This is a genomic window from Halomonas sp. MCCC 1A11062 (genome assembly GCF_021404355.1).
In the GTDB taxonomy this organism is placed as follows: Bacteria; Pseudomonadota; Gammaproteobacteria; order Pseudomonadales; family Halomonadaceae; genus Halomonas; species Halomonas aerodenitrificans.
Genome location: NZ_JABFTW010000002.1, coordinates 275,109 through 296,889, shown reverse-complemented (window position 1 = coordinate 296,889; position 21,781 = coordinate 275,109). Strand labels below are relative to the sequence as shown.

The 21,781-nt window shown below is 68.5% G+C and carries 20 protein-coding genes; 12 read left to right on the top strand and 8 right to left on the bottom strand.

The window, feature by feature from the left end; all coding sequences use genetic code 11:
- Position 1: 1 nt before the first annotated feature.
- Positions 2 to 673 carry a 6-phosphogluconolactonase gene (gene pgl, locus HOP58_RS03880; protein WP_010627121.1) on the top strand — a complete coding sequence of 224 codons (672 nt, stop codon included), beginning with the start codon at positions 2 to 4 and terminating at the stop codon, positions 671 to 673.
- A 16-nt stretch (positions 674 to 689) separates the two neighbouring features.
- Positions 690 to 1,352, top strand: coding sequence for a bifunctional 4-hydroxy-2-oxoglutarate aldolase/2-dehydro-3-deoxy-phosphogluconate aldolase (locus tag HOP58_RS03875; RefSeq protein WP_010627122.1), 663 nt, complete (start codon positions 690 to 692; stop codon positions 1,350 to 1,352).
- 96 nt (positions 1,353 to 1,448) lie between these two features.
- Here HOP58_RS03875 and HOP58_RS03870 read toward each other — a convergent pair whose 3' ends face one another.
- Genes HOP58_RS03870 through ptsP form a run of 3 tightly spaced genes read right to left on the bottom strand, consistent with a single transcriptional unit; the run spans position 1,449 to position 7,050 of the window.
- Positions 1,449 to 3,191 carry a PTS fructose-like transporter subunit IIB gene (locus HOP58_RS03870; protein WP_234259614.1) on the bottom strand — a complete coding sequence of 581 codons (1,743 nt, stop codon included), beginning with the start codon at positions 3,189 to 3,191 and terminating at the stop codon, positions 1,449 to 1,451.
- Entirely contained in the window at positions 3,188 to 4,162 is a 975-nt protein-coding gene (pfkB, locus tag HOP58_RS03865; RefSeq protein WP_234259613.1) for a 1-phosphofructokinase, read from the bottom strand. The genes HOP58_RS03870 and pfkB overlap by 4 nt, the downstream gene beginning before the upstream one ends.
- Positions 4,162 to 7,050 (bottom strand): phosphoenolpyruvate--protein phosphotransferase, encoded by a 2,889-nt coding sequence (ptsP, locus tag HOP58_RS03860; RefSeq protein WP_234259612.1) that lies wholly within the window; start codon positions 7,048 to 7,050, stop codon positions 4,162 to 4,164. Before ptsP ends, pfkB begins: the two co-directional genes overlap by 1 nt.
- Before the next feature lie 208 nt (positions 7,051 to 7,258).
- On the opposite strand from ptsP, the gene cra reads away from it, so the two are divergent.
- Positions 7,259 to 8,257 (top strand): catabolite repressor/activator, encoded by a 999-nt coding sequence (gene cra / locus HOP58_RS03855; RefSeq protein ID WP_234259611.1) that lies wholly within the window; start codon positions 7,259 to 7,261, stop codon positions 8,255 to 8,257.
- Between the two features lie 39 nt (positions 8,258 to 8,296).
- On the opposite strand, the gene HOP58_RS03850 is transcribed toward cra, so the two are convergent.
- From HOP58_RS03850 to edd, 5 genes are read right to left on the bottom strand one after another with little or no spacing between them, the layout of a single operon-like run.
- Positions 8,297 to 9,277 (bottom strand): carbohydrate kinase, encoded by a 981-nt coding sequence (locus HOP58_RS03850; protein ID WP_234259610.1) that lies wholly within the window; start codon positions 9,275 to 9,277, stop codon positions 8,297 to 8,299.
- A gap of 36 nt (positions 9,278 to 9,313) precedes the next feature.
- Positions 9,314 to 10,147 carry an aldo/keto reductase gene (locus tag HOP58_RS03845; protein WP_234259650.1) on the bottom strand — a complete coding sequence of 278 codons (834 nt, stop codon included), beginning with the start codon at positions 10,145 to 10,147 and terminating at the stop codon, positions 9,314 to 9,316.
- 41 nt (positions 10,148 to 10,188) lie between these two features.
- Positions 10,189 to 11,217, bottom strand: a complete 1,029-nt coding sequence (locus HOP58_RS03840; RefSeq protein ID WP_234259609.1) for a D-hexose-6-phosphate mutarotase — start codon at positions 11,215 to 11,217, stop codon at positions 10,189 to 10,191.
- 15 nt (positions 11,218 to 11,232) lie between these two features.
- On the bottom strand, positions 11,233 to 12,201 hold the full coding sequence (gene glk, locus HOP58_RS03835) for a glucokinase (RefSeq protein WP_010627130.1): 969 nt from the start codon (positions 12,199 to 12,201) through the stop codon (positions 11,233 to 11,235).
- Positions 12,198 to 14,084, bottom strand: coding sequence for a phosphogluconate dehydratase (gene edd, locus HOP58_RS03830; RefSeq protein WP_010627131.1), 1,887 nt, complete (start codon positions 14,082 to 14,084; stop codon positions 12,198 to 12,200). Before edd ends, glk begins: the two co-directional genes overlap by 4 nt.
- 196 nt (positions 14,085 to 14,280) lie before the next feature.
- Here edd and HOP58_RS03825 point away from each other — a divergent pair, with 196 nt between their 5' ends.
- The 9 genes from HOP58_RS03825 (at position 14,281) to HOP58_RS03785 (ending at position 21,668) form a co-directional block, all read left to right on the top strand.
- Positions 14,281 to 15,414 carry a GNAT family N-acetyltransferase gene (locus HOP58_RS03825; protein ID WP_010627132.1) on the top strand — a complete coding sequence of 378 codons (1,134 nt, stop codon included), beginning with the start codon at positions 14,281 to 14,283 and terminating at the stop codon, positions 15,412 to 15,414.
- 74 nt (positions 15,415 to 15,488) lie between these two features.
- Positions 15,489 to 15,842, top strand: a complete 354-nt coding sequence (gene ftsB / locus HOP58_RS03820) for a cell division protein FtsB (RefSeq protein WP_010627133.1) — start codon at positions 15,489 to 15,491, stop codon at positions 15,840 to 15,842.
- Positions 15,835 to 16,611 (top strand): 2-C-methyl-D-erythritol 4-phosphate cytidylyltransferase, encoded by a 777-nt coding sequence (gene ispD, locus HOP58_RS03815; protein ID WP_346657449.1) that lies wholly within the window; start codon positions 15,835 to 15,837, stop codon positions 16,609 to 16,611. Before ftsB ends, ispD begins: the two co-directional genes overlap by 8 nt.
- Positions 16,612 to 17,103, top strand: coding sequence for a 2-C-methyl-D-erythritol 2,4-cyclodiphosphate synthase (ispF, locus tag HOP58_RS03810; protein WP_010627135.1), 492 nt, complete (start codon positions 16,612 to 16,614; stop codon positions 17,101 to 17,103).
- Positions 17,096 to 18,184, top strand: a complete 1,089-nt coding sequence (locus tag HOP58_RS03805; RefSeq protein WP_010627136.1) for a tRNA pseudouridine(13) synthase TruD — start codon at positions 17,096 to 17,098, stop codon at positions 18,182 to 18,184. The genes ispF and HOP58_RS03805 overlap by 8 nt, the downstream gene beginning before the upstream one ends.
- Positions 18,185 to 18,202: 18 nt before the next feature.
- The gene (surE, locus tag HOP58_RS03800) at positions 18,203 to 18,949 is read left to right on the top strand and encodes a 5'/3'-nucleotidase SurE (protein ID WP_010627137.1); all 747 of its coding nucleotides are present in this window, start codon (positions 18,203 to 18,205) and stop codon (positions 18,947 to 18,949) included.
- Positions 18,936 to 19,616 (top strand): protein-L-isoaspartate(D-aspartate) O-methyltransferase, encoded by a 681-nt coding sequence (locus tag HOP58_RS03795; protein ID WP_026037958.1) that lies wholly within the window; start codon positions 18,936 to 18,938, stop codon positions 19,614 to 19,616. The genes surE and HOP58_RS03795 overlap by 14 nt, the downstream gene beginning before the upstream one ends.
- Positions 19,613 to 20,596, top strand: coding sequence for a DUF368 domain-containing protein (locus HOP58_RS03790; RefSeq protein WP_010627139.1), 984 nt, complete (start codon positions 19,613 to 19,615; stop codon positions 20,594 to 20,596). Before HOP58_RS03795 ends, HOP58_RS03790 begins: the two co-directional genes overlap by 4 nt.
- Positions 20,589 to 21,668, top strand: coding sequence for a peptidoglycan DD-metalloendopeptidase family protein (locus HOP58_RS03785; RefSeq protein ID WP_010627140.1), 1,080 nt, complete (start codon positions 20,589 to 20,591; stop codon positions 21,666 to 21,668). Before HOP58_RS03790 ends, HOP58_RS03785 begins: the two co-directional genes overlap by 8 nt.
- The last annotated feature ends 113 nt before the right edge of the window (positions 21,669 to 21,781 follow it).

Here is a 21,781-nt window from a genome sequence, read left to right as displayed (position 1 = left end):
CATGACGAACGCCACACCCCGCGAGCAGCTTGCCGAGCAGCTCGCCGAAGCCGTCGCCGAGGCGCTGCGTCAGGACCTGGCGCAGCAGGAACGTGCGCTGCTGGTGCTCTCCGGCGGCTCGACGCCGGTACCGTTCTTCCAGGCCCTGGCCAAACAGGCGCTGCCTTGGGAGCGGGTCGAGGTGACCCTGGCCGACGAGCGCTGGGTGAGCGAGAGCGACGAAGCGAGCAATGCGCGCCTGGTGCGTCGCCATCTGCTGCAGGGCAAGGCCGCCGCGGCCAGCTTCGTTGCGCTGACCACCGACGACGAGACGCCCGAGCAGGGCGTCGAGGCCGTTACCCGGCGCATCGAGGCGCTGACCTGGCCCGCCAGCCTGGTGGTACTGGGCATGGGCGGCGACGGTCACACCGCCTCGCTTTTCCCCGACAGCCGTGAGCTGGAGCTTGGCCTGACCACCGATGCTCCAGTGCTGGCCGCACGCACCCCCAGCCAGCCCCAGCCGCGCATCACTCTGAGCGCCGACCGCCTGCATCAGGCGCGGCGCCACGTCTTGCACATCACCGGTGACGACAAACGCAGCGTACTGGCCCGGGCCATGTCCGGCGACGACTCGCGCGAACTGCCGATCCGTGCCTTTCTTTCCTGCCCGCTGGCCGTCTACTGGGCCCCCTGAACTTGGAGTCTTGCTCATGACCATCGACAAACAGCTGCCGTCCACGCGGACCACCGAGCTCGACAGCATCTGCCTCAAGGCGGAAGTCATTCCGGTGCTGGCCATCGAGCGCATCGAGGACGCCGTGCCGCTCGGCCGCGCTCTGGTCGAAGGCGGACTCACCGTGCTGGAAGTGACCCTGCGTACCGACTGCGCCCTGGAAGCGGTGAAGCGACTCAAGGCGGCGCTGCCCCAGGCCAGTATCGGTGTGGGAACGGTGCTCACGCCGGCTCAGTATCGCCAGAGCGAGCAGGTGGGCGCCGACTTCGTGGTCACCCCCGGCACTACCGAAGCGCTCTACCGCTACGGTGTCACCAGCCCGGTGCCGATGCTGCCCGGTGTGGCCACGGTGTCCGAGCTGATGACCGGCTGGCAATACGGCTATCGCCGCTTCAAGTTCTTCCCCGCCGAAGCCAGCGGCGGCGTCAAGGCGCTGAAGGCTTTCGCCGGTCCTATCCCCGAGGCGCGTTTCTGTCCCACCGGCGGCATCACCCTGGAAAACGCCGAAGACTACCTGGCGCTGAAGAACGTGATGTGCGTAGGCGGCTCGTGGCTGACGCCGAAGTCGCTGGTCGATGCCGAGGACTGGAACGGCATTCGCCAGCTCGCCAAGGAAGCCGCCCAGCGTTTTCACCACTGAGCGGCTTCCCCGACCCTCTCTCGTGCTCTCTCGGCAGCCAGGTGCTGTCATTTGCCCGGCCATGTGGCCGGGCTTTTTTTGGCTTGATGAACACACTCAGGCGGCGGCGCCCACCGCTACCGGTGCCGCGCCGCGCTTGATCGCGGCGTAGCCCAGGCCGGTGATCAGCGAGCCGATGACGATGGCGCCGAGGTAGAGCAGCACCGGGGTGATGGCGTTGGGGATCAGCAGCACGAAGATGCCGCCGTGGGGGGCCATCAGTTGGGCGCCGACCAGCATCGAGAGGGCGCCGGTCACCGCGCCGCCGGCGATGCAGGCGGGGATCACCCGCAGCGGATCCTTGGCGGCGAAGGGAATGGCGCCTTCGCTGATGAAGCACAGCCCCAGCACGAACGATGCCTTGCCTGCCTCGCGCTCCGGTTCGGAGAACTTGTGGCGGGCGACGAAGCTGGCGATGCCCATGCCGATGGCCGGCACCATGCCGGCGGCCATGATTGCCGCCATCGGCGCGTAGGTCTGCGAGGCCAGCAGGCCCACGCCGAAGGTGTAGGCGGCCTTGTTTACCGGCCCGCCCAGGTCGAAGCACATCATGGCGCCGAGCAGGATACCCAGCAGCACCGCGTTGGTGGCGTCCATGCCGGCAAGGAAGCTGGTCAGGCCGGCCAGTATCGCCGCCACCGGCTCGCCGATGATGTAGATCATGGTCAGGCCGGTGACCAGGCTCGATACCAGCGGGATGATCAGGATCGGCTTGAGCGACTCGACGCTGGCCGGCAGCTTGACGTGGCGGGTCACCGCCAGCGCCACGTAGCCGGCCAGGAAGCCGGCGATGATGCCGCCGATGAAGCCGGCCTCGATGTTGGCCGCCAGCATGCCGCCGATCATGCCCGGCGCGATGCCCGGCCGGTCGGCGATGGAGTAGGCGATGTAGCCGGCCAGCACCGGGATCATCAGAGCGAAGGCGGTGCCGCCGCCGATCTGCATCAGCGCCGCGGCCAGGGTGCCCTCTTCCTGGAAGGCCTCGATGCCGAAGACGAAGGAGAGCGCGATCAGCAGGCCGCCGGCCACCACCATGGGTAGCATGAAGGATACCCCGGTGAGCAGATGCTTGTAGACCCCTTTCTCCTTGATGCTGCGGCTCGCATCGCTGCGACGAGCGGTGCCGGTCTCTTCCACCTCGGCCTGATCGAGGGCCGCCTCGATGGTGGGACGCGGCTTCTTCAGTGCGTTGCCGGTGGAGGTGCGGTAGATGCGCTTGCCGGCGAAGCGGGTCGGGTCGACCTCGATGTCGCAGGCCAGAATCACCACGTCCGCCGCGGCGATCTCCTCGTCGGTGAGCTTGTTCTGCGCCCCCACCGAGCCCTGGGTCTCGACTCGAATCGCGTGGCCCAGGCTCTTGCCCGCTTCGCTCAGTGCCTCGGCGGCCATGAAGGTGTGAGCCACTCCGGTGGGGCAGGCGGTCACGGCGACGATTTTGCTGCCGCCGGGCGCTTTATGCTGGGTGGCCACCGCGCTCTGGGCGGGCGGAGTGAAGCTCTCGGCCTCGCGCCGGGCGCGCTGCAGGAACGCCTCGGGGTCGGGCAGGGCTTCGCCGATGGCGGCGCGGAACAGTTGCTTGTCGGCAAAGCGCTCGGCGGCAGGAATCTGGTCGGCGGCGACCACGACCAGATCGGCCGCGGCAATGGCGTCGGCCGAGACGGGCTCGACGGCTTCGAGCTGGCTGTGCATCTCGACGCTGGCTTGCCAGCCCAGGCGACGGGCGGCCTGCTCCAGGCGCCGAGAGGCGAGGAAAGTGGTGGCCATGCCGCTGGGGCAGGCGGTGACGATGATCACGTTCATGCGAGGGCTCCCCCTGCGTCTACGTCGTTGAGGCGACGCACGCGGGTCTGTTGTTGAAGTTGCGGTAAGTCCTCGGCGTGGAGGTTGCCCACGCCCAGGTGACGAACCGATTCAGCGGAGAGTGCGGTGGCCAGGCGCAGGGCCTGGTCGGGCGGATGGCCGCACACCACCCCGTGCAGCAGGGCGGCAAGCAGGGTGTCGCCGGCGCCTACGGTGCTGGCGACGCTGACCCGGGGCGGCATGGCCTGCCAGGCGCCGCGATGGCTGACCCACAGCACCCCGGCAGCCCCGGCCGAGACCACAGCCTCCTCGATGCCGGCGGCGTATAGGCGTAGTGCCGCGGTCAGGCGTGCTTCCGCCGTGTCGAGGGTGTTGCCGGCCCAGGTGGCCAGCTCGAGCTCGTTGGGCTTGACCGCGGTGGGGCGAGCCGCAATGGCTTGATCCAGGGCGGCGCCGCTGGTATCGACCCACACCGGCAGGCCCGCCTCGCGCAGCCGGGTGACCAGCTCGGCCAGATTGGCCGGTGTCACGCCGGGTGGCAGGCTGCCGGCGATCACCACAGCGTCGGGGCGCCGTCGCGGGTCGCCGATGCGCGTGTCGAGACCGTCGAGCAAGCGCTGCCAGGCCGCTTCGTCGATGGCCGCGCCGGGGCCGTTGATGTCGGTGATGCGACCGTCGGCCTCGGCGAGCTTGGCATTGATGCGGGTCTCGCCGGGTACGCGCAGGAAGGCGTCTTCCACGCCCATGGCTTCGAAGGCGCGCAGGAAGGGGCCGTCGTTGTCGGCGCCGAGAAAGCCCGACACCGTCACGTCGTGATCTAACTGGGCCAGCACCCGGGCCACGTTGACGCCCTTGCCGGCCGCCGTCAGGTGGGTCTCATGGGTGCGGTTGACCGTGCCCGGCTCCAGCCGCTCCAGGCTGACGGAGAGGTCCAGCGCCGGATTCAGGGTGAGGGTGAGCAGGCGGGCCATCAGCGTGCCTCCAGGGCGTCGCGTACCGCCTCGCTGGTGGCCTGGGCCAGTGCCAGTTGGGCCTGGGTGCGGGCCTCGGCCAGATCGAATTCGCGCAGTCTGGCCTTGACCAGCGGTACCTGGCGCGCGCTCACCGAGAGCTCATCGACGCCGAGTCCGACCAGCACCGGCACCGCCAGGGTGTCGCTGGCCAGCTCGCCGCATACCCCGACCCACTTGCCGTGGGCATGAGCCGCCGCTACGGTCATCTCGATCAGGCGCAGCACCGCCGGATGCAGGCCGTCGGCTTGGGCCGAGAGCTCGGGGTGGTCGCGGTCGATGGCCAGGGTGTACTGGGTCAGGTCGTTGGTGCCTACCGAGAAGAAGTCGACCTCGGCGGCCAAGACAGGTGCCAGCAGGGCCGCCGAAGGCACCTCGATCATCACCCCCAACTGCACGTCGGTGGCGCGCTCGGCAGCGGGAATTTCGTCGAGCAGGCGCTCGAAGATGGCGCGTGCGGCGCGGAATTCGCCCACGTCCTTGACCATCGGCAGCATGATGCGCAGCGGCTGCGGCTTGTCCGCCGCCTCGCTGGCGGGGGCCGCCGCCATCAACAGCGCCCGCAGTTGGGTTTCGAGCACCTCGGGCCGGGTCAGGCTGAGGCGGATGCCGCGCAGCCCGAGGAAGGGGTTGTCCTCCTTGGGCATCGGCCAGTAGGGCAGCGGCTTGTCGCCGCCCACGTCGAGGGTGCGGGCCACTAGCGGACGGCCGTCAAGGGCGTCCAGAGCCTCGCGGTACTCTTCGATCTGCGTGGCGAGATCCGGCTCCCGGGCGTGGGCCATGAACAGGAACTCGGTGCGCAACAGGCCGATGCCCTCGGCGCCGCGCTCCACGGCATCGGCGGCGTGGGTGGTGTTGCCCAGGTTGGCGGCCACTTCCACGCGATGTCCGTCACGAGTTTGGGCCGGCTCGAAGCGCGCCTGCCACGCCTCGGCCTCGCGCCGCTGGCGTTCGGCCAGGCGCTGCTCGGCGCTGGCGCGGCGTTCGGCAGAGGGCGCCGGAATCACCCTGCCGCGTTCGCCATCAAGAATCAGCTCCTGGCCGCCTGCCAGCGTCAGCACCCGTTCGCCGGCGCCCACTACGGCAGGAATCCCCAGGGCGCGGGCGAGAATCGCGCTGTGTGCGGTGGCGCCGCCGCGGGCGGTGAGCAGGCCGCGCACCCGCTGTGTGTCGAGCCGCGCCACGTCGGAAGGGCCGATGTCGTCGGTCACTAGGATGTAGGGCGTCTCCGGCGGCTCGGGCAGGCTCACCTCGCACAGTACGCCGAGTACGCGGCGGCCGACGTCGCGCAGGTCGGCGGCGCGCTCGGCCAGCAGGCGGTCGGCGAGCATCTCCTGGGCATGGGCGGCGGTCTCGATGGCTACCCACCAGGCAGCCTCGGCCGAGCGGCCCTCCTGAATGCCCTCACGGGCGGCCTCGAACAATTCGGGGTCTCTGAGCATCTCCTCGTGCATGGAGAGGATCTGCGCCACTTCGCCGCCGCGGGCCTGCTGGACCAGTGCCTCGAGCTGGGCCGCCCCCTCGGCGATGGCCTGGCGCAGGCGCTGCTGCTGCTCGGCAGGGTCGGCGGCGCGCTCGGGATAGTCGAAGCGCGGGGTCTGCAGCACGAAGACCGGTGCGATGGCCAGCCCCGGCGATGCCGCCACTCCCGGGTGCGGCGTATCGTCGGGCAGCGGTTCGACGGGGGCCGCATCCGCCAGCGGCATGCTACGCTCGCGGCTCTCGTCGAAGGGCAGCACGTGCTCGCCCAGGCCGTCCGCCACGGCACGGCTCACGGCCTCGAGGGCCTGCTGGGCTCCCTCGCCTTCGGCGGAGAAGACCAGTTGCTGGCCGCGGCGGGCACCCAGGTTGATCACCTTGGTCAAACTGGAAGCGGACACCGCGGCGCCACCGCCTTCGGCCAGTCGTACCTGGATCGGCAGGCCCTGTTCCCGGGCCACCTGCACCAGCTGTTTGGCCGGGCGGGCATGCAGCCCGTGGGCGTTGAGCACCCGCGCCAGCCGGGTATGGGCCGCGGCGGATTCGCCGGCCAGGCGTGCCAGCACGGTGGCGGCATCGGCACTGGGCAGCTCGGCGGCAGCGCCGCTGTCGAGCAGGGTCAGAACGCGCTCCAGCAGGCCGCGGTGGGCGTCGCCCTGGGCGGCCAGGCAGAACACGCCCTTCACCGCTTCGCCGCCGCTCTCCAGGCGTTCATCCGGGGTGGCCAGGGCCAGCGCCGGCACCGCGACGCTGCGCTCGCCGAGGCTGAGCCACAGCCCTTGGCCCAGCGGTGCCAGGGGACGCTCGGCCACGTCGGCCATGAAGTCGCCACCCACGCAGCCGAGCTGACTCAGCCTGGCGGCGCCGGCCAGGGCCAGTTCGCGGGCGTCGCGGGCAGGAAAGCCGAGGCACAGGGTATCGGTGTCCAGACGTGCCTCCACTTGCGCCTTCGACAGCAGGGCGGCCACGGCCGCCGCCGAACCGGCACCGGCCAGCCGCTCGCCGACGCGGTCGTCGTCGAGTACGTGGGTGAGCTGGCGCAGGATGTCCAGGTGTTCGTCGCTCTGGGCGGCAATGGCGACCAGCACGTGGATGCGCTGGCCGTCGTGCCACTCGACCCCGGCGGGAAACTGCAGCACGCGTACGCCGGTGGCGAGAACGTGCTCGCGGCTCTCCGGGGTGCCGTGGGGGATGGCGATGGCGTTGCCAAGGTAGGTGGAGGACTGTGCCTCGCGCTGGAACAGGCCGTCGCGATAGGCGGGGGCGGTCAGCCCCGCCCGGTGCAGCGATTCGGCGGCCTGCTCCAGCGCATCGCGCCAGTCAGGTGCCTGACAGTCGAGGCGGACGTCCTCGGGGCGTAGCGTGAGCATGGGCAATCTCCTGTTGGCGGCGACCCCGATCGACACCGCTGGATCAAGTCCAGGTTTGTCGATTGTGTTTTGCTGAATCGTGTCACCTTGTCTATTCTTCATGCTGGATCGATTCATCTGCTTTCGCAAGTCAAGGATCTTAGACTTTGGCAGGGGGTGGGTGCTCAGCCACTGGCGTAGAATGACAGGCCGTTAACGGGGGAGAGCGATGACACTTGCTGAAATCGCACGCCTGGCCGGTGTCTCGCGCACCACGGCCAGCTACGTGATCAATGGACAGGCCACCGAGCGGCGCATCAGTCAGGAAACCGTCGACAAGGTCATGGCGGTGGTGCGCCAGCACCGCTATCGCGTGGATGCACAGGCCGCCGCGCTGCGGCGGGGCTCGAGTCGCATTCTCGGGCTGATCGTGCCGGACCTGGAGAATGCTAGCTATGCGCGGCTGGCGAAGCGACTCGAGCGCGGTGCGCGGGAACAGGGCTACCAACTGCTGATCGTCGGCTCCGACGACCGGCCGGAGAGCGAGCGTGAGCTGGCCCTGGCCCTGCGTGCCCAGCGCTGCGAGGTGTTGATCACCGCCAGCTGCTTGCCCTTGGACGACCCTTTCTATGCCGAGCTGATGGCCGATGGCCTGCCGGTGATCGCAGTGGACCGCGGCTTCGATCCGCAGCATTTCGCCTGCGTGGTGAGCAACGACAGAGAAGCCGCCGAGCGGCTGACGCGCTCGGTGCTGGGTGAAGGGGTGAAAAGCGTGGCCTGGCTGGATGCCGTGCCGGGGCTCTCCATCAGCCACGAGCGGCGCAGTGGGTTCCGTCAGGCTCTGGCCGGCAGCGACGCAACGGTACTCATGTACGGGGCCGAGCGCTACGAACGAGACGAGGGAGCGCGCCTGATGCGCGAGCTGCTCGCCGAGCACGGCTTGCCCGATGCTTTGGTCACGGCTTCCTACACGCTGCTCGACGGAGTCTTCGACGTGCTGCTGGAGCAAGGCGGATTGCCGCAGACGTTGCGTCTGGCCACTTTCGGTGACAATCGCCTGCTCGATTTCCTACCGCTGCCGGTCAATTCGGCGGTGCAGGATCACGAACGTATCGCCGACGCTGCCCTTGCCGCCGCGCTGGCTGCCGCCCGGGGCGATTATCGCCCGGGGCAGCAGGTGGTGGCGCGAACGCTGCGCTGGCGACTGCCGGCACGAGGGCCGCTGTGACACGGCCAGGCGGCATGGCTGGGTGGCTGGCTGGTATCGTCAGCTCTCGCCCCGCAGTCGGGCCAGGTCGTCACGATCGGGCAGGGCGGCATAGGCGCCGGGACGGGTTACCGCATGGGCGCCGCAGTTGGCGGCGGTGCGCAGGGCGCGATGCAGAAACGCCTCGTCCTGGTGCCAATCTGACGCTAGTTCCGTCTTGTCCAGATAGTCGGCCAGTTCGGCCAGCAGTCCGCCGATGAAGGCGTCGCCGCCGGCGGTGGTGTCCACGGCCTCGACCCTGGGTGGCGCATGGCGCAGCTCCCTGCCCACGCCCATGGCGCGCACTTCACCGGGGCCGTCGGTGATCACCAGCAGCCGGACGCCGGCGGCAAGCCGCTCGGCCAGCCAGGCCTCGGCGGGATGATCGGCGCGCAGGTAGTCGAGTTCATCCGTCGAGAGCTTGACCAGGCCGGCGCGATCGATCAACTGAGTGACCAAAGCGATGTCGGCGCTGCCGCCGGCCCAGAGGTTGTGGCGCAGGTTGGCATCGACGCTGACCAGGCAGCCGGCGCGGCTGGCCATGTCGGCCATGGCCAGGGTGGTGTCGGCGATCTCCGGCTCGGTCAGGCTGTTGCTGCAGAAGTGCACGATGGCCGGTTCGGCGAACACACCGGGCGGCAGGTGCTCCAGCCGATAGAGCAGATCCGCGGCCGGCGGGCGATAGAAGTCGAAGGTGCGCTCGCCATGGGCGTCGCGGGAGACGAAGGCCAGCGCCGTGCGCGCCTCGCGGGTGCGCACCACGCCGCTGATCTCGACGCCGTGGGCGGCCAGCTCCGCGGCCAGGAAGTCGCCGAAGTGGTCCTCTCCCAGCATGCCGAGGAAACGGCTGGGTATGCCCAGGCGCGCGCAGGCCACCGCCACGTTGGCCGGGGCACCGCCGGCGTAGGGGGTGAAGGTTTCCGAAGCGTCGCCGGCGAGGTCGCCCAGGCGGCTGGAGAGCATGTCGACCAGGGCTTCGCCGAAGGCGATGACGGGTAGCATGTGAATTCCTCGTGTTGTCCTTGTGAGTGGCGAACCTCAAGCCACCTCGTGACCCCGGGCGGATTCCAGCAGGGCATACCAGGTGGGGCGATCCATCTGCGCTTGGGCATCGGCATGCAGGGCCGCAATGCGCTCTTCACGCAGGCTGCCGATCACCGGTCGCGGGCGGCCCGGCAAGGCGCGCAGCCAAGCCAAGGCCAGCCCGGCCGGCGTGATGCCGAGCTCCTCGGCGAGCCGGATCAGCAGCCGTTCGGCCGGCCCCTGGAAGACCCGGCCGCCGCCCAGGGGCGACCACACCAGTGGTATCTGGCCGTCGCCGACCAGCGCATCGTAGGTGCCATCGAAGAGTGGCTGGGTGTGGTCCAGCGAGAGCTGCAGTTGATGCGTGGCCAGCTCGTGATGCATCGCCGCCTGCAGGCGGCGCCATTGGTCAGGCAGGAAGTTCGAGACTCCTACGGCGCCGACCTTGCCGGCATCAATGGCCTCGTCCAGCGCCCGGGCGGTGGCTTCGGCATCCATCAGCGGACTGGGACGATGCAGCAGGAAATGGTCGAGACGCTCGACGCCGAGACGAGCCAGCGAGTCGTCAATGGCGCCGGTCAGGTATTCCGGCGAGCTGTCGTAGTGCTTGACGCGAAACGGCGAGGCATCGCGCTCCGGCGTGACGATGCTGGCCTTGGTCACGACCCTGACGCGTGCCGCGAGCCCGGGGCGAGCGCGCAGGGCGGCACCGAACAGGGCCTCGCCCTGGGTATCGCCGTAGATATCGGCATGATCGAACCATCCGAGCCCCTCGTCGAGGCGGGCTTCGATCCAGTTGGCCAGGCGCGCCGGGGGATGCAGATCGCTCGCCTCGTGCAGGCGCATCATGCCCAGCAGAAACGGCGTCTCCAGCGCGCCGGTAGCGTGCTTCACGAGTCTGCCTCCCACGACAGGGTGGTACCCAGAAGGTGCTGGGCGCCGGGTACCAGCCATACCGGGTCGAGGCGGGTATTGGCCGACTCCACGCAGAGGAAGCGTCGCGCGGCGGCGGGCGAAGTATCGTCGGGCGGTGCCTCTGCAGGGTGCCACACCACCGCCGAGTCGCTGCCCTGGCGGGCGACGCGCAGGCGTCGGCTGCCGTCGTCGAGCACCACCTCGGCGTTGCTGTGATAGATGCGGTCGAGCCCGCCGCGTACGGCGAGCTCGCCCTGCTGTTCGCGCTCGGCGAAGCCGGCCAGCTTGTCCAGGTAGCGGGCGCCGGCCAGTCCCGTGAGGCGACAGGCGAAGCTGTCGGCCACGGCCAGGTAGCTGTGCAGAGCGCCGCTGAGCTTGACCGGGGTCTCGCCGACGTGCTCGGTGATCAGCTCCACGTGCAGACGCCGGGCATTGGCCTGGATCACCGCGCGCGGCACCAACTGGCTGTGCAGGCGCTCGCTGGGGGAGAGGTGCAGTTCGATGCCGCCCTCATGCTCGTCCACTGCGTCGAGACGCCACTGGGCCAGACGCGCCGGGCCGTGCATGGGGCCCGAGCGATCCGGGCTTTCATCGGCACCGCGCTCGTCGGCGAACCAGGGCCAGCACAGCGGAATACCGCCGCGAATGGCGCCGGGCAGCGCCTGGGGCGTGGGCGTGACCCACAGCCAACCGCCGGGCACCAGCGCCTCTTCTTCCTCGCCCATGCTCTCGGGCGCGGGGGCGGGAAGATCAGTACGCGCGGTTTCGGGCGCGTTAGTAGAGAGAGAGCCTTCAGCTCGCGCGGGGGTGGGCGCGTAAGGTAGCGAGCCTTCAGCTGGCGTGGCTTCGGACGCCGGTAAAAAGTGAAGCACCTGGGCGCCCTGCAAACACACCGCCAGTTCGCCCCAAGCTTCACGAGCCAACCACACGCGGCGGTCGGCCCACTCGCACTCACGCCGGCCGTCGGTCTCATCGAGCAGGGCTCGCAGGCTTTGCGGGATCATTCGCGCTCCTTCACGTCATTCCACTTCTTCGTTGTGCAGGGCCTCGGCGGCGCCCAGCAGCCCCGGCCAGGGCGCGGTGACCACTCGCACCGGGATGGTGCGGTTGTAGTCGCTCATGCGGCCCTTGGCGGTAAAGGCTTCGACGAAGCGGCTCTGGGGTAGCCAGTCCAGCAGTCGCGGCAAAATGCCTCCGCACAGATAGACCCCGCCGCGGGCGCCCATGGTCAGGGCGGCATCGCCGCAGACGTCGCCGAGGATCTTGAGAAACCGCAGCAGGGTATCACGGGCGATGGCGTCACCGCCCGCGGCGGCGGCCGTCACCTCGGGCGGGGTCTGGCAGCTGGGATTGGCGCCTTTCAGCGAGCAGTGGGCCAGGTAGAGGTCGAGCAGCCCCTGGCCACACAGGATGCGCTCCACGGAGACCCGGCCATAGCGGTTGCGGAAATGTCGCAGCAGGTTCTGCTCGCGCTCGTCGGTGGGGGCGTAGGTGACGTGTCCGCCTTCGGTGGGCAGCGGAATCCAGGCATGGCGGCCGGGAAAGATACCTGCCACGCCGAGTCCGGTGCCGGGGCCGATGACCAGACAAGTGGCGTGCTCACGTGCCACGCCCGGTTGCACCTCGACCAGCTCGTCTGGCGCCAGGTGCGGTACGCCCAGAGCCTGGGCGGTGAAATCGTTGATCACCTTGAGCCGTTCCAGGCCGAGGGCGGTCTGCGCCTCGCGGCGAGAGAACGACCAGTGATTGTTGGTCATGACCACCCGATCGCCGTCGATGGGGCAGGCGAAGGCCAAGCAGGCTTGCCGTGGGGTATCGTCGGCGGCCAGGCCGACCCGGGCCAGGTAGTCGCGCACCGCCTCTACCAGGCCGGGATAATCGGCGCAGGGCAGGGCGATGCTCTCACGGGGGGCGTGCTCGCCCGGCGTGACCAGAGCGAAGCGGGCGTTGGTGCCACCGATGTCGCCGATCAGGGCCGGTCGCGTCATTGGTCCTCCTGGGAGATCTTCTCGAGCTCGCGGGAGAGCACCTCCTCCTCGAAGCCGCCGAACACTCCGGCGCCCTGCTCGGCACCGGCGGCCAGATGACGGAAGCCGCCGAACAGCTCGCGTCCCATGCCGAAGTGGTAACGCTCCAGGTTGGGTTCGACGATGCCACGGCCGGCGAACTCGGCGGCGTCGACCAGCGCGGTCAGCTCACCGCGTTCGGCGTCGACCCGCACAACATCGCCGTCGCGCAGGCGTGCCAGCGGGCCGCGGTCTACCGCTTCCGGGGTGACGTGAATGGCCGCGGGCACCTTGCCCGAGGCGCCGGACATGCGTCCGTCGGTGACCAGCGCCACCTTATAACCGCGATCCTGCAGCACGCCTAGGAAGGGAGTGAGCTTGTGCAGCTCGGGCATGCCGTTGGCCTTGGGTCCCTGGAAGCGCACCACCACCACCACGTCGCGATCGAGCTCACCCGACTCGAAGGCGGCCTTGACCTGATTCTGGTCGTCGAAGATGCGTACCGGCGCCTCCACCACGCGGTTAGCCTGCTTGACTGCCGAGATCTTGATCACGCCGCGGCCGAGGTTGCCCTCCATCACCACCAGTCCGCCGGTGGCGGCGAAGGGGTTGGAGACCGGGCGCAGCACGTCGCTGTCGAGACTTTCCGTCGGCCCCTCGCGCCAGATGAGCTTGCCATCCTCGAGGAACGGCTCCTGGGTATAGGCGGTCAGGTCGGTGCCGAATACGGTGGGAATGTCGCCATGGATCAGGCCGGCATCGAGCAGCTCGCGAATCAGCAGGCTCATGCCCCCGGCGGCCTGGAAGTGGTTCACGTCGGCGCTGCCGTTGGGGTAGATCCGGGTCAGGCTCGGCACCGCCGCCGAGAGGTCGTTGAAGTCGTTCCAGTCGATGGTGATGCCGGCGGCGGCGGCCATCGCCACCAGGTGCAGGGTATGGTTGGTGGAACCGCCCGAGGCGAGCAGGCCGACCATGGCGTTGACGATGGCGCGCTCGTCGATCTGGCGGTAGAAGGGTCGGTAGTTGCCGCTCTGCTCGGTGTTGCGGATGGCCTGCTCGGCGGCGTAGCGGGTCAGCGCCTCGCGCAGCGGGGTGCCGGGGTTGACGAAGGAGGCGCCCGGCAGATGCAGGCCCATCATCTCCATCATCAACTGGTTGGAGTTGGCGGTGCCGTAGAAGGTGCAGGTGCCGGGGCTGTGGTAGGAGCGCGACTCCGCCTCGAGCAGCTCTTCGCGGCCCACCTTGCCCTCGGCGTAGAGCTGGCGGATACGGGCTTTCTCGTCGTTGGGCAGGCCGCTGGGCATGGGGCCGCCGGGCACGAAGATCGCCGGCAGGTGGCCGAAGCGTGCCGCGCCGATGAACAGTCCCGGCACGATCTTGTCGCAGATGCCCAGGTAGAGGGCGGCATCGAACATGTTGTGGGACAGCGCCACGGCGGTGGCCATGGCAATCACGTCGCGGGAGAACAGCGACAGCTCCATGCCCGGCATGCCCTGGGTGACCCCGTCACACATCGCCGGTACGCCGCCGGCGAACTGGGCGGTGCTGCCCATGCCGCGGGCGGCCTGCTTGATGATCTCGGGGTAGTCCTCGAAGGGCCGGTGGGCCGAGAGCATGTCGTTATATGACGAAACGATGGCCAGGTTGGCGCTGTTGGTCAGCTTGAGCCGATCCTTGTCGCCGGCATGATCGCAGCCTGCGAAGCCGTGAGCTAGGTTGCCGCAGGAGAGCTCGCCGCGGTGCACGCCCTGCTGGTGCTGTGCGGCCATGTGCGCTTCATAGAGCTTGCGGCGCCCGCGTGAACGCTCGCTAATGCGCTCGGTCACCTGCTCGACGGTGGAATTCAATGCGGTGGGGCGAGCCATGGAAGCACCTCGCGTCGTTAGAGGAATGTAAATTTACACAATTGTCGCCCATCGCTTGGCAGAATTGAAGGTGCTTGGCCAAAAATATGTAGTTTTATTACAGCGATGGAAAAGGTCGAAGGGTCTGCGCACAATGTAGGCGGGCGTCGGCCCGTTGTCAGCCGGCGCATCGGCCACTTCCCCTGGCAGGAACCCCATGTCCGAGCTGATCCTCAAGCAACTGTCCGCCATCGAGGCGGTGGCAGCGACGCAATGGAATGCACTGATCGGCGACGATCACCCCTTTCTGCGCCATGAGTTCCTTTACGCGCTGGAAGCGAGCGGTGCGGCCAGCCGCTCCACCGGCTGGGTGCCGGATCACCTCACGCTGTGGCGCGGCGAGTCTCTGGTGGGCGTGATGCCCCACTATCGCAAGTTCCACTCCTACGGTGAGTACGTGTTCGACTGGAGCTGGGCCGATGCCTGGGAGCGTGCCGGCGGGCGCTACTATCCCAAGGGACTCACGGCGATTCCCTTTTCTCCTGTGCCGGGGCCGCGGCTGGCCTTGGCGGCCGATGTCGACCCGCTCGCGGCGCGGGACCTATTGGCCGGAGTCTGGGAGGAGGGCGGGCTGTCGAGCTGGCATTTGCTGTTTGCCGTCGACGAGGAGGTCGACGCCTGGCTCGAGGCCAGGCCCGAGCTGCTGGTGCGCCACGGAGTGCAGTTCCAGTGGCGCGACCAGAGCTACGGCGACTTCGAAGGCTATCTGGCGGCCATGACGGCGAAGCGGCGCAAGACGATTCGTCGCGAACGACGCCGCGTCAGCGAGCAGGGACTCAGCCTGCATCGACTCAGCGGCGAGGCGATCGGCGAGCGCGAGCTCGAGCACTTCTTCCGCTGTTACGAGATTACCTATCTCGAACGCGGTCGCCACGGCTATCTCAACCTCGATTTCTTCCGCCGGCTGCGGCGTACCATGCCAGAGGCGCTGCTGCTCATTCAGGCGCGTCTCGACGAGCAACCGGTGGCCGCTGCGCTCTGCCTGCAGGGTAGTCGCACGCTATACGGCCGCTATTGGGGCAGCGAGGTGCTGGCCGACTGTCTGCACTTCGAGGCGTGCTATTACCAGGGCATCGAACACTGCCTGGCCAACGGACTGACCTGCTTCGACCCCGGCACCCAGGGCGAGCACAAGCTGGTGAGGGGGTTCGCCCCCAGGCGGCTGCGTTCGCTGCATCATCTCGCCGACCCCGGGCTGCGTGCCGCCGTGACGCGCTTCTGCGACGAGGAGCGTCGACACGTCGAGGCCTACTGTCGTGCCGCCGTTGAGGCACTGCCCTTCAAGGAGTGAGCTTTTCAGGGCGTGAGCCGGGCGGTCGTTGGTGGCATAATGCCGGCCATTCAGAACCATGAGGTCAACTACCGATGCTCAAGTGGCTCGCCATCGCTTTGCTGCTGTTGCTGGCGTTGCTGCAGTATCGCCTGTGGCTCGGTGACGGCGGTATTCATGAATTGCGCGAGATTCGCGAGCGCGTGGCCATGTTCGACGCCGACAACAAGCCGCTGCGCGACCGCAACCAGCGCCTCGCCGCCGAGGTCATCGATCTCCAGACCGGCCTTGATGCCATCGAGGAGCGGGCCCGCAGCGACATCGGCATGGTGCGTACCGACGAGCAGTTCTACTGGGTACCTGGCGTGGTGATCGAGGCGAGCGTCGGTCCTGTCGGCAACCCGGAGCCGACGGCGGGCAGCCCACGGGCGGGAGCGACCGGTGAGTGAGGACGGTGCATCCGGGCGGCTCTGGCTTGTGGTTCCCGCCGCGGGTCGCGGGCGGCGCATGGGCGCCGATCGGCCCAAGCAGTACCTGCCCCTGGAAGGGCGTCCGGTGCTGGCGCATACGCTGGAGCGACTGTACCAGGCCTTTCCACAGGCGCAGCTGTGCCTGTGCCTCGACCCCGACGACGACCGCTTCGATCCGGCCTGGGTGCCCTTTGCCCAATGGCGGCGCAGCCCCGGTGGGGCCGAGCGGGCCGACTCGGTGCGCCAGGCCCTGGCAGCGCTGGCCGACGAGGCCGGCGACGACGATCTGGTGCTGGTCCACGACGTGGCGCGACCCTGCGTCACCGTGGCCGATCTCATGACATTGCTGAGCGCGCTGCGTGAAGACCCCGTGGGGGCGCTGCTCGCCACGCCGGTGGCCGACACCATCAAGCGCGACGACGGCCAGGCGCGCATCGCCAGCACCGAGCCCAGAGACGGCCTGTGGCAGGCCCAGACCCCCCAGGGCTTCCGCTACGGCCTGCTGCGTCGGGCGCTGGAGCAGGCCGCGGCCGGCGGCGTCGGGGTCACCGACGAGGCCTCGGCGGTGGAGGCGCTGGGGCTCTCGCCGCGGCTGGTGCCCGGCCGACGCGACAACCTCAAGATCACCCATCCGGAGGATCTGGCCCTGGCCGCCCATGTGCTGGCCGCCCAGCGGGAAGGGCGCGCGCTCCATGCCGGGCAGGGGTGCGCTGGGCATGCCAATCATGCTTCAAAGGAGACTGACTGAATGCTACGGATCGGCCATGGCTTCGACGTCCACCGCTTCGGCGAAGGCGACCATCTCATGATCGGTGGCGTCGCCATTCCTTTCGATCACGGCTTCGTGGCTCATTCCGATGGCGATGTCCTGCTGCACGCCATCAGCGATGCGCTGCTGGGGGCCTGTGCGCTGGGGGACATCGGCCGTCATTTTCCCGATACCGATGCGGCCTGGGCCGGCGCCGACAGTCGTGCCCTGCTGCGCCACGTATATGGCCTGGTGCGCGAGGCCGGCTACCGGGTCGGCAACGTGGATGCCACGGTGATCGCCCAGGCGCCCAAGCTGGCGCCACATATCGCCGCCATGTGCACGCATGTCGCCGAAGATCTCGAGCTCACCCTGGATGCGGTGAACGTCAAGGCCACTACCAGCGAGCGCTTGGGCTTCACCGGTCGCGGTGAAGGCATTGCCGCCGAGGCCGTGGTGCTGCTGACCCGCGAGGGAGCGACGAGTGTCTGAGACGCGACGGCAGGGCGACTGGCCCCGCGCCACCGACGCCGAATTCGGCCCGCCGCAGGCCGGCGACTACCGCGCCGCGCCGGAGGACTTCGTGGTCGAGGAGGTGCTCGGCTTTGCCCCCGAGGGGCACGGCGAACACCTCTGGCTGTGGATCGAGAAGCGCGGCCTCACCACGCTGGATGCGGTGCGGCATCTGGCGCGGGCCTGCCAGGTGTCGCCGCGGGCGGTGGGCTACTCCGGCATGAAGGACAAAATTGCCGTGACCCGGCAGTGGCTCTCCGTGCAACTGCCGGGGCAGCCGGCGCCGGACGATCTGGTCGAGCGGCTGGCGGCCTGTGGTGTGAGAGTGCTTGAGCAGGCGCGCCATCCGCGCAAGCTCAAGCGTGGGGTGCACCGGGCCAATCGCTTTACGCTGCGCATCACCGGGGCGGCGGTGAATGCGCAGCTCGAGGCGCGCTGGGCCTGGCTCTGTCATCATGGCGTACCCAACCTGTTCGGCCCGCAGCGCTTCGGACCCGAGGGACGCAACCTGGCGCGTTCCCGGGCGCTACTGGCCCGCGGCTGGCGCAAGCGCGACGACAAGGAGGGCATGCTGCTCTCCGCCGCGCGCAGCTACCTGTTCAACGAGCAGCTCGCCATGCGTCTGGACGACGGCAGCTGGCAGCGGCTGCTGACGGGCGACGTGGCGATACTCGACGGCAGCGCCAGCCAGTTCGTCGTGGAAGCCCTCGACGGCGAACTGGCAGAGCGCGCCGAGCGGCTCGACCTGCACCCTAGCGGGGTGCTGTGGGGAGTGGGCAATTCCCTCGCCGAGGGCGAGGCGGTGCGCTACGAGCAGGCTCTGTGCGAGCGCCATGCCACCCTGTGCCAGGGGCTGGAGCGTGCCGGCGTGCGCGTGGCGCGCCGCGCCCTGCGCATGCGCCTGGACCAGCCTCGACTCGAGGTGTCGGCGGACGTGGCGCGGCTCGACTTTCATCTGCCGCGCGGTGGCTTTGCCACGGCGGTGCTGCGCGAACTGCTCGACCATCCCACCTTGACCTCTTTCGCCGAACGCACGGCGCCTGGGCATGAGCCCGGCTGAACCTGGAGGCTTTATCGAATGCGCAGACTGCTGCTATCCAACGACGACGGTGTGCATGCGCCGGGCCTGCGTGCCCTCTACGACGCCCTGGAGCTCCATGCCCGGCTGCGCGTGGTGGCCCCCGACCGCGACCGCAGTGGCGCCAGCAACTCGTTGACCCTCAATCGTCCCCTGGCCTTGACGGCGCTGGACAACGGCTTTCACTGTGTCGACGGCACGCCCGCCGACTGCGTCTACCTGGGCGTGAACGGCATCTGGGACGAGCGCCCCGATCTGGTGATATCCGGCATCAACCACGGCGGCAACCTGGGTGACGACGTACTCTATTCGGGCACCGTGGCCGCGGCCATGGAGGGGCGTAACCTTGGCATGCCGGCCATTGCCATGTCGCTGGTGGGCTCGCGCCACTTCGACACCGCCGGTCGGGTGGCGGCAACCCTGGTCGGTGCCGCCGATCAGCTTTCGCTGCCGCCCCGCAGCCTGCTCAACGTCAACGTGCCGGACCTGCCCTGGGAAGAGATCCAGGGCTTCCGAGTGACCCGCATGGGCTATCGTGGGCCGGCGGAGCGGCCAATGGAGGTGCGTGATCCCCGGGGCCGTTTACGCTACTGGATTGCGGCCGTGGGGCAGAGCGCCGATGATGGCGATGACACCGATTTTGCCGCCATCGAGGCGGGATACGTATCGATAACACCGCTGCAGACCGATCTCACCCGGCATGCAGCGCTCGACGATGTGCAAGGCTGGTTGGATGCATTCACCTGAACGATTGCCGGAACTGCTGCGCGGCGTCGGCATGACGTCGCAGCGTACCCGAGACCGCATGGCGGCACGTCTGGCCGCACAGGGCATCGTCGATGAGCGGGTGCTGCGGGTGATGGCCGAAGAGCCACGCCACCTCTTCCTCGACGAGGCCTTGGCCCATCGTGCCTATGAGGATACCTCGCTGCCCATCGGCCACGGCCAGACCCTGTCGCAGCCATGGATGGTCGCGCGCATGACCGAGCTGGTGATGCAGGAGGCGCCCCAGCGCGTGCTGGAGATCGGCACCGGTTCCGGCTATCAAACGTTGATTCTCTCGCGTCTGGTGCCGGAACTCTGGTCGGTGGAGCGGATCAATGCCTTGCATCACCGGGCAGCGAAGCGGCTGCGCCTGCTGCGGGCGCACAACGTTCGCTTGCGTCTGGCGGATGGCGGCCACGGCTGGCAGGAGGTGGCGCCGTTCGACGTGGTATTGCTCACCGCCTGCGCCCATGAGCTGCCTCAGGTGCTGATCGACCAGCTCGCCGAAGGCGGCGTGATGATACTGCCCTTGGCCGATCCGGGCGGCGACCAGTGGCTTACTCGGGTACGCCGCGTGGGCCATCAAACAGAAGTACAGCGGCTCGAGCGCGTGCGCTTCGTGCCGTTGCTGCAAGGAGTGATTCGTTGAAGCGACAACTCAGTGTCTTCCTCAAGGGGGCCGGCATGGGAGCGGCCGATGCCGTGCCCGGGGTTTCCGGCGGCACCATTGCCTTCGTCACCGGCATCTACGAGGAACTCATCCACACCATCAAGCAGTTCGGCCCCAGCGCCTACCCGGCATGGCGTCGCGGCGGGCTGGCCGGGCTCTATCATCATCTCAACCTGGCCTTCGCCTTGCCGCTGCTGCTGGGCATCGGCGTCAGTCTGGTCAGCGTGGCGCACCTGGTGGTGTGGCTCATGGACGATCATCCGCTGCTGCTCAACGGCTTCTTCTTCGGCCTGGTGGCGGCGTCCGCCATCGTGGTCAGCCGGCATCCTGCCGATTGGAAGCTGTGGCATCTCGTGCCGTTGATCGTCGGTCTGCTGCTGGCGCATGGGCTGCCGTCGCTGATGCCGCTGGTCACCCAACTGGGCGTTCCCTCGCTGGTGTTGATCGTGGGCGGTGCCATCGCCATCAGCGCACTGCTGTTGCCCGGCGTCTCAGGCAGCTTCCTGCTGTTGACCATGGGGCTCTACGGCACTGTGATGCAGGGCATACGCAGCTTCGATCTGGCACTGCTCTCGACTTTCGCGGTAGGCTGCCTGATCGGCCTGTTCGGCTTTTCACGGCTGCTCTCCTGGCTGCTTCGCCGCTATCATACGGCCACACTGCAGCTGTTGATCGGTTTCATCGTCGGCTCGCTGCCCGTGCTCTGGCCCTGGCGCGAGCTGGTTCGCTATCAGCTCGGTCCCGAGGGGCAGATGATTCCGCTCGACTACCGCTATCTGACACCGGGCGATTACGCCATTTTGACCGGAGAATCCGGCCTGATGCTGCCCGTGGTGATTGCCATGTTGTTCGGGGCGGCACTGGTGCTCGGGGTGGCTCGCGGCTCGGGCGGCAGCGCGCCCGGCCGGGCGGCAAACGGCTCTCACAATTCGCCTGACAAGGAGGGCTCCAATGCGTAAGGTTTTTCTCGTCTCGGCCATCGCTCTGGCCGTGGCCGGCTGTGCCGCACAGCAGGATTATGGCACTCCTCAGGTTCGCGATCTCTCGGTGAGTCGCGAGCGTGCTCCGGCAAGCCATTACACGGTCGAGCAGGGCGATACCCTGTACGGCATCGCCTGGCGGCATGACATGGATTATCGCGACCTGGCGCGACTCAACCAGATCGGGCCGCCATATCGCATCCAGCCCGGCCAACAGCTGCGCCTGAGCGATGGCGCCGGCGCGCCGGCGCGCCAGGAGCCCTCGCGTGAGCTGGGCGACTCCCAGGTGGCAACGGCTACCGCACTGGGCGGCGGCACCACCGCCCAGGCCGGCGACAGCGATTGGCTGATGCCTGACGAAGAGCGCATCGAGCGTAACCGGCGCCTCACCGTAGAGCCTCTCGGCGGTCAGGCGAGCGCCCCCAGCGAGACGGCGTTGGCCAGTGCGGAGCGGGTCGCCGAGCCGGCTCCCACCGCGGAGCCGGAGCGCACGGCCGAAGCCCGCGTGGATGCCGAAGCGGCCGTTGCCTCTCAGCAGCAACCGGAACCCCAGCAGCAGCCGGAACCCCAGCCCGAACCCCAGCCGGCGGCACAGCCCGAACCGGATGCCGGCACGCAAGTGGCGGGTGAGCCGGAACGTCAGCCCGCAAGTGCTGGTCGTACCTATACACCGGTAGATGAGGTGCCCTGGCAGTGGCCTGCGGACGGTGAGCTGGTCGGTCGTTTCGGTGAAGGTGGAAGCATAACGGCCGGCATTGATATTGCCGGACAAAAGGGGCAACCTGTCAGAGCAGCCGGTCCCGGTATCGTGGTCTATGCCGGCAGCGGGGTGCGGGGCTACGGCAACCTCATCCTGCTCAAGCATAACGACCAGTACCTGAGCGCCTACGCCCACAATGACAGCCTCCGAGTGACGGAGAACGATGTGGTCGAGGCCGGTCAGGTGATCGCCACCATGGGCGACAGCGATGCCGAAAACGTCAGGCTGCATTTCGAGGTGCGCAAGGATGGCCAGCCTCAGGACCCTCTTAAGTACCTGCCGCAGCGATAGTCGAGTCAGTAGTCAGTTGGTAGTGGCTGTCGCTGGGGTGGCAAGGTGGTCATAGGTACCCACCGGTGCCATGAGGAGTCAATAACAAAAGAGCTCTGCATGCGGATCATGCA

Coding starts and splice junctions, on each gene's coding strand:
- cra (WP_234259611.1), top strand. CDS start 7,259: ATGACACTTGCTGAAATCGCACGCCTGGCCGGTGTCTCGCGCACCACG.
- ispF (WP_010627135.1), top strand. CDS start 16,612: ATGCTACGGATCGGCCATGGCTTCGACGTCCACCGCTTCGGCGAAGGC.
- HOP58_RS03870 (WP_234259614.1), bottom strand. CDS start 3,191: ATGAACGTGATCATCGTCACCGCCTGCCCCAGCGGCATGGCCACCACT.
- glk (WP_010627130.1), bottom strand. CDS start 12,201: ATGACGCGACCGGCCCTGATCGGCGACATCGGTGGCACCAACGCCCGC.
- HOP58_RS03785 (WP_010627140.1), top strand. CDS start 20,589: ATGCGTAAGGTTTTTCTCGTCTCGGCCATCGCTCTGGCCGTGGCCGGC.
- edd (WP_010627131.1), bottom strand. CDS start 14,084: ATGGCTCGCCCCACCGCATTGAATTCCACCGTCGAGCAGGTGACCGAG.
- pfkB (WP_234259613.1), bottom strand. CDS start 4,162: ATGGCCCGCCTGCTCACCCTCACCCTGAATCCGGCGCTGGACCTCTCC.
- HOP58_RS03850 (WP_234259610.1), bottom strand. CDS start 9,277: ATGCTACCCGTCATCGCCTTCGGCGAAGCCCTGGTCGACATGCTCTCC.
- HOP58_RS03840 (WP_234259609.1), bottom strand. CDS start 11,217: ATGATCCCGCAAAGCCTGCGAGCCCTGCTCGATGAGACCGACGGCCGG.
- ftsB (WP_010627133.1), top strand. CDS start 15,489: ATGCTCAAGTGGCTCGCCATCGCTTTGCTGCTGTTGCTGGCGTTGCTG.
- HOP58_RS03825 (WP_010627132.1), top strand. CDS start 14,281: ATGTCCGAGCTGATCCTCAAGCAACTGTCCGCCATCGAGGCGGTGGCA.
- pgl (WP_010627121.1), top strand. CDS start 2: ATGACGAACGCCACACCCCGCGAGCAGCTTGCCGAGCAGCTCGCCGAA.
- HOP58_RS03875 (WP_010627122.1), top strand. CDS start 690: ATGACCATCGACAAACAGCTGCCGTCCACGCGGACCACCGAGCTCGAC.
- ptsP (WP_234259612.1), bottom strand. CDS start 7,050: ATGCTCACGCTACGCCCCGAGGACGTCCGCCTCGACTGTCAGGCACCT.
- surE (WP_010627137.1), top strand. CDS start 18,203: ATGCGCAGACTGCTGCTATCCAACGACGACGGTGTGCATGCGCCGGGC.
- HOP58_RS03795 (WP_026037958.1), top strand. CDS start 18,936: ATGCATTCACCTGAACGATTGCCGGAACTGCTGCGCGGCGTCGGCATG.
- HOP58_RS03845 (WP_234259650.1), bottom strand. CDS start 10,147: ATGATGCGCCTGCACGAGGCGAGCGATCTGCATCCCCCGGCGCGCCTG.